The 21,174-nt window shown below is 40.9% G+C and carries 20 protein-coding genes and 1 tRNA gene; 5 read left to right on the top strand and 16 right to left on the bottom strand.

Annotated elements, in window-relative coordinates; translation table 11 throughout:
- Positions 1–55: 55 nt before the first annotated feature.
- The 7 genes from CWB65_RS03390 to xerD all read right to left on the bottom strand — a co-directional run bounded on the left by CWB65_RS03390 (position 56) and on the right by xerD (position 7,063).
- Positions 56–148 (bottom strand) — tRNA-Ser (locus tag CWB65_RS03390).
- Positions 149–276: 128 nt separating this feature from the next.
- Complete coding sequence (locus tag CWB65_RS03385; protein ID WP_006793136.1) at positions 277–459, bottom strand: hypothetical protein; 183 nt, start codon at positions 457–459, stop codon at positions 277–279.
- A 280-nt stretch (positions 460–739) separates the two neighbouring features.
- Complete coding sequence (gene lysS / locus CWB65_RS03380; protein WP_006793137.1) at positions 740–2,275, bottom strand: lysine--tRNA ligase; 1,536 nt, start codon at positions 2,273–2,275, stop codon at positions 740–742.
- Between the two features lie 26 nt (positions 2,276–2,301).
- A protein-coding gene (gene prfB, locus CWB65_RS03375) for a peptide chain release factor 2 (protein WP_096801177.1) occupies positions 2,302–3,400 on the bottom strand; the annotation gives its coding sequence in 2 pieces (ribosomal slippage) (positions 2,302–3,324 and positions 3,326–3,400; 1,098 coding nt in all).
- A 144-nt stretch (positions 3,401–3,544) separates the two neighbouring features.
- Positions 3,545–5,266: a single-stranded-DNA-specific exonuclease RecJ gene (recJ, locus tag CWB65_RS03370; protein ID WP_008129007.1), complete on the bottom strand. Its 1,722-nt coding sequence runs from the start codon at positions 5,264–5,266 to the stop codon at positions 3,545–3,547.
- Between the two features lie 79 nt (positions 5,267–5,345).
- On the bottom strand, positions 5,346–6,074 hold the full coding sequence (dsbC, locus tag CWB65_RS03365; protein WP_006793140.1) for a bifunctional protein-disulfide isomerase/oxidoreductase DsbC: 729 nt from the start codon (positions 6,072–6,074) through the stop codon (positions 5,346–5,348).
- A 62-nt stretch (positions 6,075–6,136) separates the two neighbouring features.
- Positions 6,137–7,063: a site-specific tyrosine recombinase XerD gene (gene xerD / locus CWB65_RS03360; protein WP_006793141.1), complete on the bottom strand. Its 927-nt coding sequence runs from the start codon at positions 7,061–7,063 to the stop codon at positions 6,137–6,139.
- A 94-nt stretch (positions 7,064–7,157) separates the two neighbouring features.
- Here xerD and fldB point away from each other — a divergent pair, with 94 nt between their 5' ends.
- Complete coding sequence (gene fldB / locus CWB65_RS03355; RefSeq protein WP_006793142.1) at positions 7,158–7,679, top strand: flavodoxin FldB; 522 nt, start codon at positions 7,158–7,160, stop codon at positions 7,677–7,679.
- Positions 7,680–7,815: 136 nt separating this feature from the next.
- Here the strand turns inward: fldB and CWB65_RS03350 are convergent, their stop codons facing one another.
- Positions 7,816–9,825, bottom strand: coding sequence for an alpha-amylase (locus CWB65_RS03350; protein WP_138739879.1), 2,010 nt, complete (start codon positions 9,823–9,825; stop codon positions 7,816–7,818).
- Between the two features lie 151 nt (positions 9,826–9,976).
- Positions 9,977–10,678, bottom strand: a complete 702-nt coding sequence (locus CWB65_RS03345) for a tRNA1(Val) (adenine(37)-N6)-methyltransferase (protein ID WP_008129000.1) — start codon at positions 10,676–10,678, stop codon at positions 9,977–9,979.
- Positions 10,679–10,753: 75 nt separating this feature from the next.
- On the opposite strand from CWB65_RS03345, the gene srmB reads away from it, so the two are divergent.
- On the top strand, positions 10,754–11,980 hold the full coding sequence (gene srmB / locus CWB65_RS03340; protein ID WP_058429728.1) for an ATP-dependent RNA helicase SrmB: 1,227 nt from the start codon (positions 10,754–10,756) through the stop codon (positions 11,978–11,980).
- A 240-nt stretch (positions 11,981–12,220) separates the two neighbouring features.
- Positions 12,221–12,541 carry a BON domain-containing protein gene (locus tag CWB65_RS03335; protein WP_008128997.1) on the top strand — a complete coding sequence of 107 codons (321 nt, stop codon included), beginning with the start codon at positions 12,221–12,223 and terminating at the stop codon, positions 12,539–12,541.
- A gap of 773 nt (positions 12,542–13,314) precedes the next feature.
- Here the strand turns inward: CWB65_RS03335 and CWB65_RS03330 are convergent.
- The 3 genes from CWB65_RS03330 to yaaA form a co-directional block, all read right to left on the bottom strand.
- Positions 13,315–14,271 carry a mechanosensitive ion channel family protein gene (locus CWB65_RS03330; protein ID WP_008128993.1) on the bottom strand — a complete coding sequence of 319 codons (957 nt, stop codon included), beginning with the start codon at positions 14,269–14,271 and terminating at the stop codon, positions 13,315–13,317.
- A gap of 289 nt (positions 14,272–14,560) precedes the next feature.
- Positions 14,561–14,971, bottom strand: coding sequence for a hypothetical protein (locus CWB65_RS03325; protein ID WP_033025331.1), 411 nt, complete (start codon positions 14,969–14,971; stop codon positions 14,561–14,563).
- Between the two features lie 96 nt (positions 14,972–15,067).
- The gene (gene yaaA, locus CWB65_RS03320; protein WP_008128991.1) at positions 15,068–15,847 is read right to left on the bottom strand and encodes a peroxide stress protein YaaA; all 780 of its coding nucleotides are present in this window, start codon (positions 15,845–15,847) and stop codon (positions 15,068–15,070) included.
- A gap of 221 nt (positions 15,848–16,068) precedes the next feature.
- Here yaaA and tal point away from each other — a divergent pair, with 221 nt between their 5' ends.
- Positions 16,069–17,019, top strand: coding sequence for a transaldolase (gene tal, locus CWB65_RS03315; RefSeq protein WP_006793149.1), 951 nt, complete (start codon positions 16,069–16,071; stop codon positions 17,017–17,019).
- A gap of 302 nt (positions 17,020–17,321) precedes the next feature.
- Positions 17,322–17,510 (top strand): DUF3545 family protein, encoded by a 189-nt coding sequence (locus CWB65_RS03310; RefSeq protein WP_006793150.1) that lies wholly within the window; start codon positions 17,322–17,324, stop codon positions 17,508–17,510.
- 69 nt (positions 17,511–17,579) lie between these two features.
- Here CWB65_RS03310 and ung read toward each other — a convergent pair whose 3' ends face one another.
- Genes ung through CWB65_RS03290 form a run of 4 tightly spaced genes read right to left on the bottom strand, consistent with a single transcriptional unit; the run spans position 17,580 to position 21,172 of the window.
- Positions 17,580–18,242: a uracil-DNA glycosylase gene (ung, locus tag CWB65_RS03305; RefSeq protein WP_008128988.1), complete on the bottom strand. Its 663-nt coding sequence runs from the start codon at positions 18,240–18,242 to the stop codon at positions 17,580–17,582.
- On the bottom strand, positions 18,242–19,099 hold the full coding sequence (locus tag CWB65_RS03300) for a cobalamin-binding protein (protein WP_138739878.1): 858 nt from the start codon (positions 19,097–19,099) through the stop codon (positions 18,242–18,244). Before CWB65_RS03300 ends, ung begins: the two co-directional genes overlap by 1 nt.
- A complete protein-coding gene (gene cobO, locus CWB65_RS03295) occupies positions 19,099–19,698 on the bottom strand; it encodes a cob(I)yrinic acid a,c-diamide adenosyltransferase (protein WP_138739877.1) in 600 nt (199 codons plus the stop codon). The genes CWB65_RS03300 and cobO overlap by 1 nt, the downstream gene beginning before the upstream one ends.
- Positions 19,691–21,172 (bottom strand): cobyric acid synthase, encoded by a 1,482-nt coding sequence (locus CWB65_RS03290; RefSeq protein WP_138739876.1) that lies wholly within the window; start codon positions 21,170–21,172, stop codon positions 19,691–19,693. The genes cobO and CWB65_RS03290 overlap by 8 nt, the downstream gene beginning before the upstream one ends.
- Between the last annotated feature and the right edge of the window lie 2 nt (positions 21,173–21,174).

Here is a 21,174-nt window from a genome sequence, read left to right as displayed (position 1 = left end):
TCCAGCTGAGCTATGCGCCCGTCTTTACGTTTACAAGATTTCGCCATTTAAAAAATGGTGGAGAGGGAGGGATTCGAACCCTCGATAGAGCTACAAACTCTATACTCCCTTAGCAGGGGAGCTCCTTCGGCCACTCGGACACCTCTCCGTCTTGTGGGGCGTATAATAAAGATTTCAGAAAATATGTCAAACACTTTTCTATCAAAAGTGTCTATATGGTTACAGAACACACATATGTTATGTTTTTATATTAAAGAAGCCTAATTTTTAAGCTAATTAACTCTCTTCGTTAGGCGTATGTGTGTCGTCGGTTGGGTCGCATTTATCTTTTAAACTAGCTAGGTACTGCTCTTGATAACCTAGTTGTTGAAACTCTGCAATGCATGCTCGGTAAAAAGCTTCTCGCTCTCGCTCTGTTTGACTGAGTTCTTCCGACTCTTCGATAGTTTTATCTGTCATTTTATTATTTTGTAAATCCGTTTTTATTATTTACAGCACCTAAAAGTTAGGTCGTTTAAAATTTGGCCGTATTGTAGCTAACAAAGTTACAAAAATACAACATAATGTTTAAATGTTACTCATTAATTTGTTATATGCACATAAAAATTTTCATAAAAAATTACAACTAAATATCAACAGCTTAATATATGAATAATGATCTTATTAGCTATGAATAAACAAAGTAAAAACAAAAACGCCGCAATTAAGCGGCGTTTCAAGGTGTTATTTTTCGTTAAGCTTAGTCAGCTTGCGGACGCATATGCGGGAATAAAATAACATCTTTAATTGTAGATGAGTCAGTAAATAACATTACTAATCGGTCAATACCAATACCCTCACCAGCAGTAGGCGGTAAACCGTACTCTAGTGCGCGTATGTAATCTTCATCGTAATGCATTGCTTCATCATCGCCTGCGTCTTTTTCTTCAACTTGGCGAGTAAAGCGTTCTGCTTGGTCTTGTGCATCGTTAAGCTCCGAGAAACCATTTGCAAGCTCACGTCCGCCAACAAAAAACTCAAAGCGGTCGGTAACAAATGCATTGTCGTCGTTACGACGTGCAAGTGGCGACACTTCCCATGGGTAACCTGTAATAAATGTAGGTTGGATAAGCATGTGCTCAGCCGTTTCTTCAAATATTTCACATAAAAACTTGCCTGGGCCCCAAACACAGTTTTCAGGAATTTTAACGTGCACTTGTTTAGCGTACGCTTTTAATTCTTCAAAGTGGTTTTCTGGGTCATTAAATACCGCAGCGTCAAACTCAGGGTTATATTTTAAGATAGCATCAGCCATGCTTAGGCGCTCAAACGGCTTACCAAAGTCGTACTCTACTGAGTCGATTACTTCGCCGTTCTCATCTTTCGTTGTATTAACAACAATTGGGCTGCCTAAAACGTTTGTTGCAACGGTACGTAGCATGTCTTCGGTGATGTTCATCAGATCGATGTAATCGGCGTATGCTTGGTAGAACTCAATCATAGTGAATTCAGGGTTGTGACGCGTTGATAACCCTTCGTTACGGAAGTTACGGTTAATTTCAAATACGCGGTCAAAACCACCTACCACTAAACGCTTTAGGTAAAGCTCTGGCGCAATACGTAAATACATGTCGATATCAAGCGCGTTATGATGAGTCACAAATGGACGCGCAGACGCACCGCCAGGAATAACCTGCAGCATTGGCGTTTCTACTTCCATAAAGTCACGATCTGCTAAAAAGCGGCGAATACCTTCAACTACTTGTGAACGAATACGGAACGTTTCGCGCGTCGCTTCGTTTGTAATTAAATCAACATAACGTTGGCGATATTTTGTTTCTTGGTCTGAAAGACCATGAAATTTTTCTGGTAATGGGCGTAGTGACTTAGTAAGTAATTCGTACTCGGCCATATCTACGTATAAATCGCCTTTGCCTGATTTATTAAGTGGACCTTTAACACCAATAATATCGCCAATATCAAGCTGACCATATTTTGCTTTTAAGTCTTTTTGTACGTCTTTTGATGCGTAAACTTGTACACGGCCTTTCATATCTTGAATAGACATAAATGGACCACGCTTAGCAAGAATACGACCAGCAATTGATACTACGTGCTGTAGCTCAATTAATTCTTCTTTTGTTTTATCACCAAACTCAGCTTGCAAATCAGCCGTGTAATGTTCACGACGGAATTGGTTTGGATGACCGTTGGCTGGGCAATTTTCGCGAATAGCATCTAACTTGCCGCGACGCTCAGCGATTAACTTGTTTTCGTCTTGGATTTTATCAGTCATTTTTTAGCTCTTTATTAGCTTGGTGGTTATAGGCCAGATTTAAGGCTGGCTTCAATAAATTTGTCTAGGTTACCGTCAAGTACCGATTGGGTATTGCGGTTTTCAACGCCGGTGCGTAAATCTTTAATACGCGAGTCATCAAGAACGTATGAACGAATTTGACTGCCCCAACCAATATCTGATTTTGCATCTTCTTGCGTTTGTTTTTCAGCATTTTGCTGCTGTAACTCAAGCTCAAATAATTTAGCTTTTAATTGCTTCATTGCTTGGGCTTTATTTTTATGCTGCGAACGCTCGTTTTGACATTGCACTACCGTGTTTGTAGGCACGTGAGTAATACGTACTGCCGATTCGGTGGTGTTAACGTGCTGACCACCTGCGCCCGATGCACGGTACACGTCTATACGTAAGTCAGACGGATTAATATCAATTTCAATATTGTCGTCTATCTCTGGGTATACAAACGCAGAGGCAAACGATGTATGACGACGGCCACTTGAGTCAAATGGGCTTTTACGAACTAAACGGTGTACGCCTGTTTCTGTACGTAACCAACCGTAAGCGTATTCACCAACAAAGCGAACTGTTGCGCCTTTTATTCCGGCCACATCGCCATCGGTTGCTTCTACTAGCTCAACTTTAAAGCCTTTTGCTTCCCCCCAGCGTAGGTACATGCGAAGTAACATGTTACACCAGTCTTGAGCTTCAGTGCCGCCTGAACCTGATTGTAAATCAAGGTATGCATCATTTGCGTCGTGCGTGCCCGAAAACATTCGACGAAACTCTAAACCTTCTAATTGCTCGTTTAGGCCTTCAAGCTCTGCATTTGCTTCGTCAAAGGTGTCTTCGTCTTCCGCTTCTATTGCAAGCTCAAGCAAGCCTTCAACGTCATCAGCGCCAGCAACTAAGTTGTCAATTGTTTCAACAACCGCCTCTAATGCTGACTTTTCACGGCCAAGTGCCTGTGCGCGTTCAGGTTCATTCCATACAGCTGAATCTTCAAGTTCGGCGTTAACTTCTTCTAGGCGCTCTTGTTTAAGAGCGTAGTCAAAGGTACCCCCGAAGCAGTTCAGTACGATCGCGAATTTCCTTGATTTGATTAATCACAGGATTCACTTCAAACATGTACATTACTCCAAAATGGCTAGATTATTACGGCCCGACTTGAGGAATATCCGCAATAAATTATCGTCAAATGATAAAAACGCCCGATTTTAACAAAAAATCGCGCGCTTTATTAGCCTTTTATGCATGTATTGTGCATATTTTTTAGTGCACTTTTTCAAGCTCTCGTACAATTAGCTGCAAGCTAAATTTACCTCTAAACTCGTTTATATCAAGTTGATAAGCCACTTTAACAAAGCGTGCTTCGGTATCTGGCCACTCTTTTACGTCTATACCAAAAGCAATAGCGTCAACTAATCGCCCTGATTGATGTTTAAGCACCAGTTTTAAATGCTTTTCACCAACAATACGTTGCTGAATTAATTCAAAGGTATGTTCAAACACAGGCTCTGGAAATTGCTGCCCCCATGGGCCTGATTGCTTTAATAATTGGGCAAACTCCATGGTAAAGCAGTCGTTTGGCAGCTCGCCGTCGGTAAATACAATACAACGCTTACTTTCTTCGCTTAATTGCGCACTGACTGCGGCATCAAACGCTCTTTTAAAGTCGTTAAAATTTTGCTCGTCTATGCTTAAACCCGCAGCCATTGCGTGGCCACCAAACTTATTTATTAAATGGGGCGTGGCGGTATTTAACCCTTCGAGTAGGTCACGCATATGCAGCCCTTCAATAGAGCGGCACGAGCCTTTAATTTCGCCATTTTCACCACCGGCAAAAATAACGGTTGGGCGGTGGTACTTTTCTTTTAAACGGCCAGCCAAAATACCAATTACGCCTTGGTGCCAGTCATCTTGAAACAAACAAATAGCATCGGGAATGTTATCGTCGGTAAAGGCGAGCCTATCAAGCACAGCTTGTGCTTCAGCTTGCATACCTTGCTCTATTTCACGCCTTGCATGGTTTAAGCTGTCGAGTTCGCTTGCGATACGCCTTGCTTGGTTTATATCGTTACTCAGTAAACACGCTATGCCCAAACTCATGTCGTCTAGTCGCCCTGCTGCGTTTAAACGTGGCGCAAGTGAAAAACCAAAATCGCTGGCGCTTAAACGCGCTGCATTTCTGTTGGCCACTTCAATAAGTGCTGTAATACCTGGGCGTGTTTTGCCACTGCGAATACGCGCTAAGCCTTGGTGTACTAATGTTCGGTTATTTGCATCAAGTGCAACTACATCAGCGACTGTACCCAGTGCAACTATGTCTAATAAGTTTGCTAAGTTAGGCGGTGTTTGTTGCGTAAAGTAACCTTGTTCGCGCATTAGGCTTCTTAGTGCTATTAATAAGTAAAACGCTACGCCTACACCAGCAATAGACTTTGACGGAAAGTTACATTCGTGTCTGTTTGGATTTACAATGGCATCGGCATTGGGAAGCTGTTCACCTTGTAAATGGTGATCTGTAACCAACACTTTTATACCTACCGATTTTAAAATATCAATACCGGCAATACAGGATATACCGTTATCTACGGTGATCACTAAATCGGGCTTTATTTGTACTATTTGTTCGGCCAGTGCGGGGCTTAAGCCATAACCTAAGCTAAAGCGGTCTGGAATGAGGTAATCTAAATTTTGAAAACCAAACATTTGCAACCCCTGCATTAAGGTTGCAGTACTGGTTGCGCCATCGGCATCAAAGTCGCCCACAATTAAAATGTGGCTTTGCGCCTTAAGCGCATCGACTAGTAACGCACTTGCTTTGTCGATGTCTTTAAACAATTTATAATCGTGAAGCGTAGCAACACCGTTATCGAGCTCTTGGGCATCAACCACACGACGAGTCGCGTAAATTTGTTTTATTACCGGATGCAAATGACTCGGTAAGTGCGAGTCGTTAACGTTTTCGCGCGCAATGATCAGTTTTTTCATGCAGTTTTTTAACTTATTAAGTCGTATTAAAAAGACAAAAAAAGGCCATTAAGGCCTTTTTGTAAACGTAAACACGTTATTAAGATGCTTTATTAGCATCTAACGCTGCTTTTAATGCAGCAGCAGGTTGGTAACCTGGGATCATTGTGCCATCGTCTAAAATAATGGCTGGCGTGCCACTAATACCAAAGCTTTGGCCTAGCTGGTAGTGTTCAGCAATGGGTGCACTACAACCTGCAACTGCCGTGGTACTCTCACCAGCTTTAGCTTCTGTTAACGCCTCTTGCTGATCTTTTGCACACCATACATTCATTAAATCTGCATAGCCTGAACCTTGAAGGCCACCACGCGGAAACGCTAAGTACTTAACGGTAATACCCGCATCAAGTAAATCGTTTAGCTCACGGTGTAATTTACGACAATAACCACAGCTAATATCGGTAAATACAGTGATGCTGTGTTTTTCGTTTGGTGCTTTGTACACAATCATCGACTCTTCGTATTCTGTAATACCTTCAGCACGCACGCTATTTAAAGCTTGTTCTGTTAGGTTATTACGGTTGTCTAAATCGATTAACGTGCCTTGCATTAAAAACTGGCCGTCTGGGCTTGCGTATAACACGCCTTTATTTGTAATTAGCTCTTTTAAACCAGCTACTGGGCTTGGATTTATTTGCTTAACCGTAACGCCAAGTGCCGCAAACTTAGTAACAATAGGATCATTAGCATTTGGCGTTACTGCAACGTCATTTGCCAATGCACTCATACTTGTGCACAACATGGCACCTGCTAACATTAATTTTTTCATAACTTCTCTCTATCCTAAAAATACTTAATATATTGACCGGCTTAATACTATTTAATTTCAAATTAAGCGCGCGGATGATGCTGCGCGTGTACCGATTTTAACCGTTCATTAGCAACATGAGTATAAATTTGCGTTGTTGATAGGTCGCTGTGTCCCAGCATCATTTGCACAACACGTAAATCGGCCCCATGATTTAATAAATGCGTAGCAAATGCATGGCGCAATGTGTGGGGTGATAATGGCGATTCAACCGATGCCAAAATAGCATAGTGTTTGATTCTATGCCAAAAGGTTTGTCGAGTCATGCCTACACCACGTTTTGACGGGAATACAAAGTCGGTGGCGTGTTTGATCATTTGTGCGCGGCCCACTTTTAAAAAAAGCTCAAGCCAATGCATGGCTTCTTCGCCCAGCGGCACTAAACGTTCTTTGTTGCCTTTACCTTTTACAAACACAACCGCTTGGCGTAAGTTAATTTGCTCCATACGTAGCCCAACCAACTCACTGACACGCAGGCCTGTGGCATAAAGCAATTCAAGCATGGCTTTGTCTCGTAACCCCATGGGTTCTTCAGTATTGGGGGCGTTAAGAAGCGCTTCTACTTCAGTTTCAGAAAGTGTTTTAGGTAACGATTGCCCCGCTTTGGGCTGGGCAATATTTAGCATTGGTGTGTCGGTAATCATTTTTTCACGCACAAAGTACTGATAAAACCGTTTTAGCGCACTGATACTTCTCGCTGTACTGCGCGGTTTTAGGCCTAAATCAACCCGATGCGCTAAGTAGCTTTCAATGTCATGCCCTGTTACCGTCATTAAGTTTTCGCCTTTTAAAAACTGGCAAAACTTATCTAAATCGCTACGGTAAGCACTTAATGTGTTTTCGCTTACACCTTGCTCTAAATAAAGGCTATCTAAAAAGGTTTCTAGGTAGTCGCTATTGGTGCTCATACTGCTTTTATTTTCTGAAAAATCGTCAGATAGCGTTGTCACATTATGCTCTCATGCTTTGCTAAGGTATCAATTAAAAATACCTTACGGTAAACTTGAGCCTATCATATCAGGCAATTACACAGTGATAAATACGATGCAAATTGGTTTATTTTTTGGCTCTACTACGTGCTACACCGAAATGGCAGCAGAAAAAATACGTGACCTTATTGGTGACGATATAGTTAGCCTTCACAATATTAAAGACGAACCACTAAAAAATGCAGAGCAGTACGACTTTATCATCTTTGGTATTTCAACATGGGACTTTGGCGAAATACAAGAAGACTGGGAGTCTAAATGGGACGACATAAAAGACGTAAACCTAAATGGTAAAACCATTGCTTTATTTGGCATGGGCGACCAACAAGGTTACGGACAGTGGTTTCAAGACGCTCTAGGTATGCTGCACGACGAAATAAACACACAAACATTTACACAACTTGGCTTTTGGCCGAACGACAGCAGCTACGAGTTTGAAGCCTCAAAGGCACTCACCCCCGACGGCAAACAGTTTGTAGGGCTCGCCCTTGACGAAGACAGCCAGTACGAGCTGAGCGATGAGCGCATAGCCAGCTGGGTTGAGCAAGTAATGACCGAGTACGGCGAAACGCTTTAACTGCTTAAGCGTAATACTTGCCACGCTATATAACAGCGATTTAACACATTACCAATATTGTTTATGGTAAAAAGCCAAACACGCTTAGGTGTTTGGCTTTAGTAATAATGCACATCGCTAAATTTAACGAATAGGTTTAAAAGTTACGAATATCTACATTTGAGCTATTAAATTCAAACATATTTATTTTTCCACATTGTGCCACATGGTTAGTGCTGGCAAAGGGTGTATTGGCTTGGTTTATATCGCTTTCCCAGCCTTGGCCATTTTTAACAAATGCTTTTACCTCAAACCACCCATTTACTGCTTTGCTGCAATCCATGTCTACATCCAGCATCCAATAGTGTTCGCCCCAAATATTAAGCGGCGTAACGCCAAAGCCGTCGTTAGTTACTGTTTTTTGGGCACCATATGTACTTGGCCACACGTTTGTAGTCCAATCGGCTGCGGTACCTTCTGCCTGGGCGCTTTGCCCGCTTTCAATACCGTACCAATCTAGATAGTTATCGTTTACTTTCCATGGGCTTGTAGTGGCATTTTTTAAATTGTTATGACGAATAGGCATCGCACATTCCACATTAGTTGTTTGACAGTTTCTACCTAAATTTGTATTTGCATAGGTATGATCTATTCCGCCGCGTACAAACATGTCTTGCCCACTTTGAGTTTGTGCGTTAATAAAAATGACGGTACGCTGCCAATCACCACTCGGATTTGAAGTCGAACCTTGTGATAACTTAGCGTTTTTATGAATTGCCATCGCATCCCAAGGTGCCACATTTAGATCAATAGTGCCGTTACTATTAACTGTAATAACCTCACCGCTACAACTTTTAGCATCGCCCGATAATTCACCTTTTAATACATTACAATATTGGCCAGGCGCCATGTCTGTTTGCACAGTAGCATTGAGCGCTGCGTCTTCTTTGTTAATGGCCATATGACCTGAGCTACCGCGGCCAAATGAAATCTGATTATTAGTGTTATCCCACCAATTTGTCACAGCCCAGTTGTCGGCGGTGTTATTTCTAAAATCGACGCCACCCGCTATGTATGACCAACGATGCTCACATTTCCAATTGCTTGCAAAACATTCTAAATTACCACTGTTATGAACGGGAACACTCGGCCCGCCCGCATCGGTATCACCATGGAAATCGTAACTCGACATTACTTTTGGATAGCCATACGGATACGCCAACATAAATACGTTAGCTAGGTCGTATAAGCGGCCATCTTCAAAGGTAATTACGTTACCCGCACCACCATGCCCCCGCTGATTATCATGATTATCTACAAATACGACCGCTGACGAGCTTGGCATAAAGCCCCACCCTTCACCAAAATTACTTAACCATGCAAGCGAGCCGTTTCTAAATGTATTACCGAGTTGTGTACTGTATTTAAACTCGGTAACTAGCCCTGTACTTAAATACTCAGAGGCATCAACGGCTTCAGTTCCCTGATCAATCACTTCATGAAACACTAACGGCGAGCCATTTATTTTAGCCATAAGGCTTTGAATATCGCTAGCTGCTACGTGTTTAGCCGCATCAAATCTAAAACCTTTTACTCCAATAGCCTGAAGGTCGTTAATATAAGCAGCGAGAGTATTTTGCACGTAATTTGAAGACGTATTCAAATCAGCAAGTCCTACTAACTCGCAGTTTTGAACGCGGTAACGATTATTACCGTAATCTTCTGGATTTATACTACAGCTTTCATGAAAGTCTTGTGGGCTATAAATTGGGTATTGTTTATTACCAAACGTGCTACCCGCAACGCCATTACCACTGCCAGCCGCCATGTGATTAATTAAGGTATCTACATAAATATCGACCCCTGCACTTTTACAACGGTTAACCATATCTACAAACTGCGTTCGGTTACCGCCTCGGCTTTGCAGTTGGTAGCTCACAGGTTGATAGCGAGTCCACCATTGGTTGCCTGTAATATGCTCGTTTGGCGGGGACACTTGTACAGCAGCATACCCTTTTGGCCCTAAAAACTGCTCGCATTCTTGTGCAACATCGGGCCAACTCCATTCAAATAAATGAACAAACGTAGTGGGTGCAGCAGCTGCAAGGTTAGGCAAAAGCAAACCTAGGCTTAAACCGGCGGTGGTGACCATTTTATTCAGCTTCATAGTGTGTGTTTCCAAATGTTGGCGGGCTAAACAACATGCCCAACGTTATTTACAAGTGGTTAACACTAGTCCTGAGGTTGATTAAATAACAACTGAATACGTATGCATTATGGGTAAACTATCCTTTATTATTAGATAATACCCCTCACAATTACGCCATCTTTAAATAAAATGCCTTACACAAAGTAATGTAATCAGTAGTGTAATTATTGTTTAACTCTCTAATGCATAGCGTTGAATTGTCGGTTTGTGATTCTAGATAACTAAACGTCATTAAACTGCGGCTTATGGGTTTGCTAGGTGTCGCTTTTACTTGGCAATGTGCATTTAAATAAAGCCCTTTTTGAGTAGCAAGCTCAATAAATACTAAAGCCTCAGTGTTTGGCAGTATTAAACTAAACCGTGACTGTGAATGGCTAAGCCGCTTAAACGCGTTAATTAGCTCCTCAAAGCTCAAACCATCGGTGTGACGCGCAGTGTTTCGGGCGGCATTATTGCCTTTTAAACTGTGATTGAAGTAAGGCGGATTAGAAATGATGACATCAAAGGGAGCGTCACTATTAAAGCTTTGAATAGTTTGATGCTTAATAGCTATATTGGGCCACGGACTATTTGCTACGTTTTGTAATGCTTGATTGTATGCGTTTTCATCTATTTCAACCGCAGTAATACTTAATGCTGGCCTGCGCTGTTTACACATTAACGCCAATAACCCCGTGCCAGTACCAATGTCTAGTAACGAGTTTGCACCAGCTAAGTTTGCCCACGCACCAAGCAAAATGCCGTCGGTTGAAACCTTCATTGCGCAGAGGTCGTGCTCAACCTTAAATTGTTTAAATGCAAAACCAGACATTTTTTCACCTTTTCATTCACCAAGCGCAGCATAGCGCGTATAATCAAGGTAATTGTCCACTATTTTAGACACTCTATGCAATTTTCTGAATTTGATCTTGATACCAAATTACTCGATGCCATTGATAAAATGGGCTACGAGAAGCCAACCAGTATTCAACAACAAGCTATTCCTGAAGCTCTTCAGGGACGTGATATTTTAGCGTCTGCGCCAACTGGCACAGGTAAAACAGCGGCATTTTTAATTCCTGCGATTCAATACTTATTGGATTTTCCGCGCCGTGAGCCTGGTTTTGCCCGCGTATTAATAATGACGCCAACACGTGAGCTGGCTTATCAAATTCATGAGCAATGTGAGTTACTAGCCAAACGTACACACCTAAAAATAGGTGTCGTGACCGGTGGTATAAACTACGGAACGCATAAAGAGATTTTTGAAAAAAATAACGACATATTAATTGCTACACCAGGGCGATTAATGGAATACCTTGAAACTGAAAACTTTCATGCTGAACATGTCGAAATGCTTATTATTGATGAAGCCGACCGTATGCTAGACATGGGTTTCAAAAAAGAAATGAGCCGTATTTGTGATGAAGCTAAAAACCGCCGTCAGTGTTTTTTATTCTCAGCAACCCTTGAGGGTGACAGCGTAGAGCGATTTGCAGAAACCACATTAAACGATCCGGCTTTGTTAGAAGCTGAGTCGTCTCGTAAAGAAAAAGCTAAAATTCACCAGTGGGTTCATCTTGCTGATGATTACCACCATAAACTCGAGCTTTTAGTCAACACCCTTAACGGCCCAGACGTGAGTAAAGCCATTGTATTTGTTAAAACCCGTGAGCGTTTAGAAACTCTCATTGGTGAATTAACTAATAACGGTGTAAAAGCCGCTTGGCTGCGAGGTGAAATGCCACAAGACAAGCGCATGAAAGCAATGGAAAACTTTCATAGTGGCCGCACTAAAATATTAATTGCAACAGATGTAGCTGCTCGCGGTATTGATGTATCTGACATTAGCCACGTTATTAACTTTGATATGCCACGTACCGCCGACGTATATGTTCACCGTATTGGCCGTACTGGTCGTGCAGGTAAAAAAGGCATCGCTATTTCATTAGTTGAAGCGCATGATATTGGTATTTTGTACAAAGTAGAACGCTACATTGAACAAAAGCTTAAACGCCGTGTAATTAAAGGAATAGAGCCTCAGCATAAAGAGGCTAAGCCACCGGTTAAAAAGCGCAAAGATCCGGTAAAAATGAAAGCAAAGAAAAAAGCGAAAGTTAAAAAGAAAAAGTAACTTAGCATATTTACCAAAGCCGGCGTATGCCGGCTTTTTAATGCGTGTAACATAGGTAACCGGTGCATGTAACACCTACCCATTTAAATGTAATTATTGCCCACCTGAATTCCCACTTAATAAAATAACCTTATATTTCAATAAATTAAAACTGGCACTGAACTTGTAATATTAAACACAGAATAGCCAGAATATTTAATGGTTTGGCTAAATTTTTAATTGATATAAAAGGATTGAGTTATGAACCGCTTAAAGTTAACTATCGCGTTAGTTTCGTTTTGTTGTTTATTTTTGTTAGCCTGCGCTACCAAAGTGAGTGCAGCAACACACCTAGCCGTAGTCAGCAGCGTAGCAACTCAACCTAACCTTCAGCAAACCATTACAAGCACGCTTCGTACTAACCCCAACTTTGCATTAAGCAATATTCGCGTACAGGTTAAAGATGGCGAGGTAATATTACATGGTCAAGCGCAAACCGGTTTTGAACGTGCGCTTGCTCAAAAGTTTTTAGAAAATATGGATGGTGTTAAAATCATCCGTAACAAAATTAGTGTTATTTGAATCGCATTTTTATTAACTCAATTGATCCTAGGCGCAGCATGTTACTCCAACACATGCTGCGCTTTTTTTGTGCCAGTATTTACTTGCAACTCACATTAACTACAATAAAGAACTCGCTTTAATTACCTCTTACTTACCGCCTAATACCAATTGTAAATTGCATACATTACAACCTAATATTTGCCAAAATAATCCGCTCTTTAAATAATAAATTTATATTAAGCCTAGGCCTGTTTAACTGACATTATTAAAGCGTGTTCTATCAAGGAGCAACATAATTACGGTGTGCGATTTGTGACCCAGTAAGCTAAGTACCTACTCCTGCATTATTTTAATGACTACGCCTATGTAGGTATAACTTAAAGTCGTATACAGCTTATACGCCCTACTTGCTCCTTATTACCTATTATTTAGGCAACAAGAAGAAGCAACCTATGAGGGAAGGGACCACAAAAGTTACTGCATGTTTTATATTTATGTTGCGTTATCGTCAGTTTCGGGAAGTAACTACACAATAGGCTTAGCCTTATCGATATATCACATAGCCCGCTTTCAATTTCACCCCAAAAGGTAAATAGGCCTTAATCAATAATCAATTAACGTTGCTCTCACCTTCTCAAACACTTAAATAGCCATAAAAAAATGCAGCTTTATAAAGCTGCATTTAGTCGTTGTGACTCATAAGTCATTTTTATTTAAGCCCACAACGCGTATTTAAATGTAAAATTGCGTTGCGAGTGAGTAAATAATTCCCACTGGTATTAATGGCTCATTTATTCGTTTTGGCCTGAATCAGCTCCACCAGCGTTGCCTTTATTTGATGATTGCTGACTTATTTTATCGCTGATCATGGCATCGAGTTTTTCACCGCCTTTAATACCAAAATCGAGCGTGCGAATAGGGAATGGAATACTAATATCAGCTTCATCCAACGCTTGTTTAACGGCAACTACACCTTTATGGCGTACTGTCATAAAGTCTGGTTCACCTGGGTATTTAATCCAAAACCACACCAATAAATTAATGCTACTGTCGCCAAAGCCTTCAGCATAAACATCGGTTTCGTTTTTACGAATGACAAAGTCCAAATCGTTAATTTTATCTACAATAACTTCTTTCGCTTTTTCAATGTCGTCACCATACGAAATGCCTACCGGTACCTCTATGCGCCTAACTCCAAGTGTGGTGTAATTTTTTAACACATTTCTGAATAATACCTTGTTAGGTACTAAAATTAACTGCCCATAAAAGCTCTCTATTAGCGTGTTACGCAGGTTTATTGAGTGCACTGAACCAAACACGTCGTCGGTTTCGATTACGTCTCCTGTTTTAAAGGGCTTGCGTATACCCATTGCTATGCCCGCAATCAAGTTTTCGGTCATATCTTGAAACGCAAAACCTATGGCTAAACCAACAATACCCGCACCGGCTAATAAAGAGGTAACCGTGCCTTTTAAACCCACAAAATCCAGCGCTATAAATACCCCAACGCACAGTACAATAACCTTAAATATTGACGCCATTAAATCGGCTATTTGTTGAGAGTCGAGTGAACGGCGCAATATGTTTTTCGTTAGGTTGCCAGCAAAGCGCGCTAGCATTGAAAATATAATGGCAATAATAACCGCCACTATAAAATTAGGAATGTGACTTATAACAACATCAAACCAACCGCCGAGTTTTTCTTCTATTAGCTTTTCAGCTTCACTAATTGAGGGAATACTAATCATTTAATTTGCACCTAATGTATGAAATGAATAGAACCACTTTGCAAATTTAGTACCAGCAAAAAAAGTTAACGACCTGCAAAAGGTCAAGTCGGTGCACATAGCGAAGGTTTAAAATAAAAAGTGACTATAGATGAAAGTTTTGTAATAAAAGACAATGCTCGCTCGGTTCAATAAGCGGTGCAAAAGAAATTGCCAAAAAAGTGAATACCCTGGCGCTGCAGGTGACGATTTAATGCATAACTAACGCATATAAGGGCTCAGATATAAGCCAGTGATGTTACTCTATATGCTATTTTTTGTGCGCACTAGAGTGATTATTCTTTTTTCCTACTACTGCATAGTAGGGCAAAATGACTCCAACACCTATGCAAATGAGAACTCGAAAATAAAATAAAAATGGGTCATTTTCTTTTGTATAAATACGATTTTTCCCCACCATTTCTCCCTCTATTGCACTATACCCTCCCCAGCAGATAAAAATAATGCCAAGGATGAACACAAAGACTCGACGACCCATCATTACATTTTCACAGGAGCTTGGAGGTATATCTGAGTTAGGGATGTTTGAGTTCGCTGCAACGGTTCGTTTTGTTATTTCACAATAAATTTGCTCTAGTCGCTCAGGGTATCTAGCTTTGTCTATCGTCTCTAGCGCTTCGCGCAGCTCTTTAAGAGAGTAACGGGAGTAATCGGGTGACAATGACGTGTTCCTCTAAATTTACTTTTTTTGCTAAATAAGGTAAAACCCCGGCTTACTTTGCTTTTGAAAAGCGAAATAAGCTTGGGGTTGTAAATATTAATTTCGCTCGTCGCGTAAAAATACCGGCTCTAATTCTTTCGCTGTCGCCTCTGCACTATAGTAATACCCGTCTACGGTAAATTCTTTTAACTGACTTAACTGCGTTACTTGGTTTTCTATAATGTAACGCGCCATCATGCCACGCGCTTTTTTAGCGTAGAAACTAATGACCTTATATTGCCCATTTTTACAGTCTTTAAACTGCGGCGTAATAATTTGCGCGTTGAGCGCTTTTTTATCTACCGCTTTGAAGTATTCGTTTGAAGCTAGGTTAACGAGATATTGTGCATCTTGTGCTTTTGTTACTTCATTTAGCTTATCAGCAATAATACTGCCCCAAAACTCATACAGGTTTTTACCACGAGAGTTTTCAAGCTTAGTGCCCATTTCTAGTCGGTACGCTTGCATTAAATCAAGCGGTTTTAACAGGCCATATAATCCAGATAATATACGCAAATGACTTTGCGCGTAATCAAGGTCGCTTGCAGTTAAAGTACTCGCCTCTAACCCACCGTATACATCACCATTAAAAGCAAGCGCGGCTTGTTTGGCATTATTAATGGTAAAGGGTTGCGACCATTCGCTAAAGCGAGCAGCGTTAAGGCCAGAAAGCTTATCGCTAATTTTCATTAAACTGCCAATTTGCGCAGGTGTTAGTTCACGGCATACTTTCATGAGTTCCTCGCTGTGCTCGAGTAATTCAGGCTGAGTGAACTTATCGGTTGCCGGTGGCGTGTCGTAATCAAGATTTTTTGCAGGTGAAATAACAGTGATCATAGTTAGCTATTGACTTGTAAATTATTTAATGTCAATTTCAACATTAAATGAAACGAAAAGCACGTTTTGTTTATATAAATCCTCCCTTAAAAATTCATACATTGCCGTTTTTTAATTGATAAGGACATAAGACCTATCAAGCATTGTCACACTGTTGCAGTATGGATGGTATATATTAAGGGTCGATTTTTCTTTTAACTTGCTTGGAATGAGGAAAGCAAATGACTTCAGCTCTACAAAGGCTAAAACAACATTCATCTATCGTAGCCGACACTGGCGATATTGAAGCGATCAAAAAGCATCAACCAGAAGATGCAACCACAAACCCGTCGCTTTTATTAAAAGCGAGCGAGATTGAAGCTTATAAGCCTTACCTAGATAAAGCTTGGAGCTATGCAAAAGAAACCGAGCAAGATCCAGCTAAACAACTAGAACTTGCATGTGACTACTTTGCTGTTTTACTTGGTAAAGAAATTAGTGAGATTGTACCGGGTTATATTTCTACCGAAGTAGATGCACGTTTATCGTTTGATACTCAAGCAACTATTGATAAAGCACACACATTACTTAGCCTTTACGAAAAAGAAGGTGTAAGCAAAGACAAAATTTTAATTAAAGTTGCGTCTACGTGGGAAGGTATTAAAGCCGCTGAGCAGTTAGAAAAAGAAGGCACTAAATGTAACCTTACTTTATTATTTAGCGACGCCCAAGCCCGTGCATGTGCTGATGCAAATGTATTTCTAATCTCGCCATTTGTGGGCCGTATTTTAGATTGGCACGTTGCTAACGGCATGGAAAAACCAACGGATCCACTACAAGATCCAGGTGTTCAATCAGTACGCAGCATTTTTGAATTTTACAAACGTCATGACTACAAAACAGTAGTGATGGGCGCAAGTTTCCGTAATACGGGCGAAATTATTGCACTAACAGGTTGTGACAAGCTAACTATTAGCCCTAACCTTTTAGAAGACTTAGGTAACCTTGAAGGCGCACAAGAATATTTACTAGAAAGTGATATTCCTAAAGAGCCAAAACCTGAGCCGCTTACAGAAGCTCAGTTCCGTTGGTTACATAACCAAGATGCAATGGCAACTGAAAAGCTAGCTGAAGGTATTCGCTCTTTTGCTGATGCACAAGAACAGCTAGAAGCACGTTTTAAAGCAATGTAATTGGTTTGAACGTACTTTAAAAAACGTCGCAATTGCGGCGTTTTTTTATGCCTGTAAAGTACGGACTAATAACCCGACCTCCCTCATACATTTTAGCTGTAAAAAAAAATAACCCTCATCGACTTAAATTTGTTTGTAAATTTTATACAACGTGTTTTTGTATTTAAAAGCAATACTTTACTTGTATAAATCTTCATTTAAACATCACAACTTTGTAACATCTCTGTCACTTTTTTATTCTATTTTAGCTGGGCCTGTGGTATAGGTACTCTTGAGGTCAATAAAATCAATAGGAGAAGTTCATGGATAGCCTAAACGATATATTAGAGATACTAGAAGGTCCTGATGAAAAAAGAAAAACCTCTCAGAAGAACAAAAAAAGAAAATGGCGCGAAATAGAAGCAATAAAAGATAAACAACGTCTACGTAAAGAATTAGAGGAGTTTGATTACTTTGCAGACACAATTGCAATTGATGAGCTAGATTTTTAATTTCTATACCCACCAATTACACAAAAGCCCTCATTTATGAGGGCTTTTTTAATGCTTAAGCTTATGAAGCTAAACCTGCCAATTTATAGGTTTTTTACCTTGCGCTAACAGCAGTTCGTTAGTTTTCGAAAAGTGCTTACAACCAAAAAAGCCTCGGTGAGCCGACAGCGGCGACGGATGTGGCCCACTCAAAATAGAGTGGCGAGTGCTATCTATGCCTTTCCCTTTTTTTTGCGCATGCGCTCCCCACAAAATAAACACAACTCCATCACAGTTCGCGTTGATGTGAGCAATAACATTATCGGTAAATTGCTCCCAACCTAAATGCTTATGAGAATGGGCTTGCCCTTGCTCTACTGTTAAAACAGTATTTAGTAAAAACACGCCTTGTTCTGCCAAGCTTTGTAAGTAACCATGCTCAGGAATAACAAAGCCCTCAATATCTGTAGCTAACTCTTTGTATATATTTTTAAGCGAGGGTGGGAGTTTTTTTACCTCGGGCATAACAGAAAAACACAGCCCATGAGCTTGTCCTTCGCCGTGGTAAGGGTCTTGCCCTAAAATTACCACCCTAATATTGTTTAGCGGCGTGGCATTAAATGCATTAAATACGTACGGCTCGGGAGGGTAAACAGCAATACCTTCCGCTCGGCGGTTTTCAACTGCATTTAAAGTTTGCTGCATATAAGGGTGCTGTAGCTCGTTTTGTAAAAATGTATCCCAGTCGCTCATTACATACTCTTTATTATTTTTCGTGACGCGTCTATTTTATCACACATATCAGCAAGGCCATCTAACATACGCGGTGTAAAGCGGTGCAGTAAATCGGCATTAACGCGAATAAACTGGTTATTTGTAACTGCAGGCACTTCTGGCCATGCCTGCCAATTAACATTAGGCTGCGGGGTGTTAGATTTTTCGTCAGGAATAATAATAATTTGAGGCTTAGTGACAATGACATTTTCAATGCTGATTTGTGGATACGGGGTCGTGCTATTAGCAAACACATTATTTACGTGACAGGTATTTACTAGTTGGCCAATCCATGTACTTTCACTGGTGGTCATCATAGGCTCAGCCCATAACTGATAAAAGCCAGATATAGGCTGCTTCCCTTGCTGGTTTTTAATAATAGCGGTTAACTTTTGCTTAAAAGCTTTAGCAACCTGTTGGCTTTGCTTTTCGTACCCTGTTAGTTTACCAAGTGTTAGTAGCTCAGTTTGCACGGCTTCTATGGTTGTAGGGTTACTTAAATGAACTTTAATACCCAAGCGCTCTATTTGTGCGATATCTTCCTGCTGATTTCCGCTTTTCCAAGCAATCACTAAATCAGGTTTTAAGGCTAATAATTTCTCAAGCGAAATACCATAGTACCCGCCAATGCGAGCTATATTTTTTGCTTCATATGGGTAATCGGCATAGTCAACGGTGCCCACAATATTGCCACCTGCACCAATGGCAAATAGGTTTTCAACTATGTGTGGGGCAAGCGCAACTATACGTAGTTTTTTAATCTCAGGCGCTGAGTTCGCCACAGCATTGCCGTGTAAACTAAGCAGCATTAAACCTATAAAAAGCAATTTAAACACTAGTAGTCAAACCCTTCTAACGCTTTTACACCTGAGTCGAATGCGTGTTTTACATTACGTACTTCGCTCACTGTATCGGCAAGGTCAGTCAATGCTCTGTGCGCTGCGCGTCCTGTGATAATGACCGACTGCATAGCTGGGCGATTATTAAGTGCGCTTAGTACTTCGTCTAAGTCAATATAACCATAAGTCACCATGTAGGTTAGCTCATCAAGTAACACTAAGTTAATACTGCTGTCGGCAAGCATGCGCTTTGCCTCTTGCCATGTTGCTTGTGCTGCTAAGGTATCGGCCTCTTTATTTTGTGTATCCCATGTAAAGCCAGTATTCATTACAGCAAATTCAACCCCTGCGCCTAGTAATAAATTACGCTCACCACACTCCCATGTCCCTTTTATGAATTGACACACAGCGGCTTTTTGACCGTGGCCAACACAGCGTGCTACCACGCCAAAACCAGAAGTCGATTTACCTTTACCATTGCCAGTAATAACCTGAAAAATACCTTTAACCTCTTGCGCGGCTTCAACACGGGCATCTACGTGTTCTTTTACTTTTTGCTGGCGCTGTTTGTGTTTGTCGTTTGTTTGTTCAGTCATTATTATGCCCTTTATAAATCGAGGTAATTTGCGCTATATCTAAATGTGTTTCGCACATGGTTGCTAAACGCGCTAACTGCTGTTCGCGGTGTGTATCAATACTTATTGGATCAATATTTAAATCTGGCTTTACCCATTTTAAAATTTCCATCGTGGCGTTGGGCTCATCAAATAAACCGTGTAAATAAGTGCCCGCAATTGCATTATCGTCACTTATAAAACCATCTGTTTTAAACCCATTTGGATGCTGACTAAAAGTAATTAAAGGGGTCTTTAATGCATTGCCTTTACTTACTCCCGCATGGATTTCATAACCACTACATAAAGTTTGTCGATTATTTAGCTTTAAAGTGGCCGTCACTTTACTTAATACTTTTTGCGATGTGAGTGTGGTTTCAAACTCACATAATGCCAACCCACTTACCCTTTTTAATGACGACTCAACACCCTCGGGGTCGTAAATTATATTACCCAGCATTTGCATTCCCCCACAAATTCCAAGTACTTTTCCACCATAGCGTAAGTGACGTTTTAACTGATTATCCCACCCTTCGTTTATCAAAAAGGTTAAATCGCCAAGTACGTTTTTACTACCTGGCAATATAATAAGATCAACATCAGGAATGACCTGCGTATGGCGTATATAGTTAACATTAATATTTGGGTGTAAACGCAGTGCATCAAAATCGGTATGGTTACTAATATGCGGCACTAATAATATTGCAATATTGATAGTTGCATGGGTAACGTTATTGTTTATTGCAACAGCATCTTCCGCGTCGAGAGTTAAATCGTGAAGGTATGGCAGCACTCCTAAAACAGGCTTACCCGTGTATTGCTCTAACCAGTCAAGCCCTCCTTGAAGCAAACTTATATCGCCTCTAAAACGGTTAATTACAAAACCCTTTACACGTGCTTGCTCTGATTCGCTAAGTAATGCCAATGTCCCCACTAAATGAGCAAATACACCGCCTTTATCTATATCAGCAATAATAATCACTGGGCAGTCTACTTTTTCAGCGTAGCCCATGTTAGCTATGTCGTTTTCACGCAGGTTTATTTCAGCGGGGCTTCCCGCACCTTCCACCAATAAAAGATCAAACCGTTTTGCTAAACGCTCGTGTGATGTAATGACAGCGTCCATGGCGACTTTTTTATAATCGTGGTACTTGCCGGCTTCCATGTTGCTAATCGCTTTACCATGAATAATAACTTGGGCGCCTGTATCGCTATTGGGCTTAAGTAATATCGGGTTAAAGTCGGTTTCGGGCTCTACCTTAGCAGCAATAGCTTGCAAAGCTTGCGCACGGCCAATTTCGCCACCGTCGTTTGTCACTGCGCTATTAAGTGCCATATTTTGTGGCTTAAACGGTGCGACTTTTATGCCTTGATTTGCAAATACTCGGCAAAGTGCAGCCACTAAGGTGCTTTTTCCCGCATCCGAGGTAGTACCCTGTATCATGAGTGTTTTCATGG

This window comes from Pseudoalteromonas sp. S554 (assembly GCF_005930865.1).
GTDB classification, from domain to species: domain Bacteria; phylum Pseudomonadota; class Gammaproteobacteria; order Enterobacterales; family Alteromonadaceae; genus Pseudoalteromonas; species Pseudoalteromonas marina.
This window is presented reverse-complemented; position numbering and strand designations above follow the sequence as displayed.

Excerpts from the sequence above, each read along its gene's own strand:
- CWB65_RS03385 (WP_006793136.1), bottom strand. The coding sequence starts at position 459 with ATGACAGATAAAACTATCGAAGAGTCGGAAGAACTCAGTCAAACAGAG.
- lysS (WP_006793137.1), bottom strand. The coding sequence starts at position 2,275 with ATGACTGATAAAATCCAAGACGAAAACAAGTTAATCGCTGAGCGTCGC.
- recJ (WP_008129007.1), bottom strand. The coding sequence starts at position 5,266 with ATGAAAAAACTGATCATTGCGCGCGAAAACGTTAACGACTCGCACTTA.
- dsbC (WP_006793140.1), bottom strand. The coding sequence starts at position 6,074 with ATGAAAAAATTAATGTTAGCAGGTGCCATGTTGTGCACAAGTATGAGT.
- fldB (WP_006793142.1), top strand. The coding sequence starts at position 7,158 with ATGCAAATTGGTTTATTTTTTGGCTCTACTACGTGCTACACCGAAATG.
- CWB65_RS03350 (WP_138739879.1), bottom strand. The coding sequence starts at position 9,825 with ATGAAGCTGAATAAAATGGTCACCACCGCCGGTTTAAGCCTAGGTTTG.
- CWB65_RS03345 (WP_008129000.1), bottom strand. The coding sequence starts at position 10,678 with ATGTCTGGTTTTGCATTTAAACAATTTAAGGTTGAGCACGACCTCTGC.
- srmB (WP_058429728.1), top strand. The coding sequence starts at position 10,754 with ATGCAATTTTCTGAATTTGATCTTGATACCAAATTACTCGATGCCATT.
- CWB65_RS03335 (WP_008128997.1), top strand. The coding sequence starts at position 12,221 with ATGAACCGCTTAAAGTTAACTATCGCGTTAGTTTCGTTTTGTTGTTTA.
- CWB65_RS03330 (WP_008128993.1), bottom strand. The coding sequence starts at position 14,271 with ATGATTAGTATTCCCTCAATTAGTGAAGCTGAAAAGCTAATAGAAGAA.
- yaaA (WP_008128991.1), bottom strand. The coding sequence starts at position 15,847 with ATGATCACTGTTATTTCACCTGCAAAAAATCTTGATTACGACACGCCA.
- tal (WP_006793149.1), top strand. The coding sequence starts at position 16,069 with ATGACTTCAGCTCTACAAAGGCTAAAACAACATTCATCTATCGTAGCC.
- CWB65_RS03310 (WP_006793150.1), top strand. The coding sequence starts at position 17,322 with ATGGATAGCCTAAACGATATATTAGAGATACTAGAAGGTCCTGATGAA.
- ung (WP_008128988.1), bottom strand. The coding sequence starts at position 18,242 with ATGAGCGACTGGGATACATTTTTACAAAACGAGCTACAGCACCCTTAT.
- cobO (WP_138739877.1), bottom strand. The coding sequence starts at position 19,698 with ATGACTGAACAAACAAACGACAAACACAAACAGCGCCAGCAAAAAGTA.
- CWB65_RS03290 (WP_138739876.1), bottom strand. The coding sequence starts at position 21,172 with ATGAAAACACTCATGATACAGGGTACTACCTCGGATGCGGGAAAAAGC.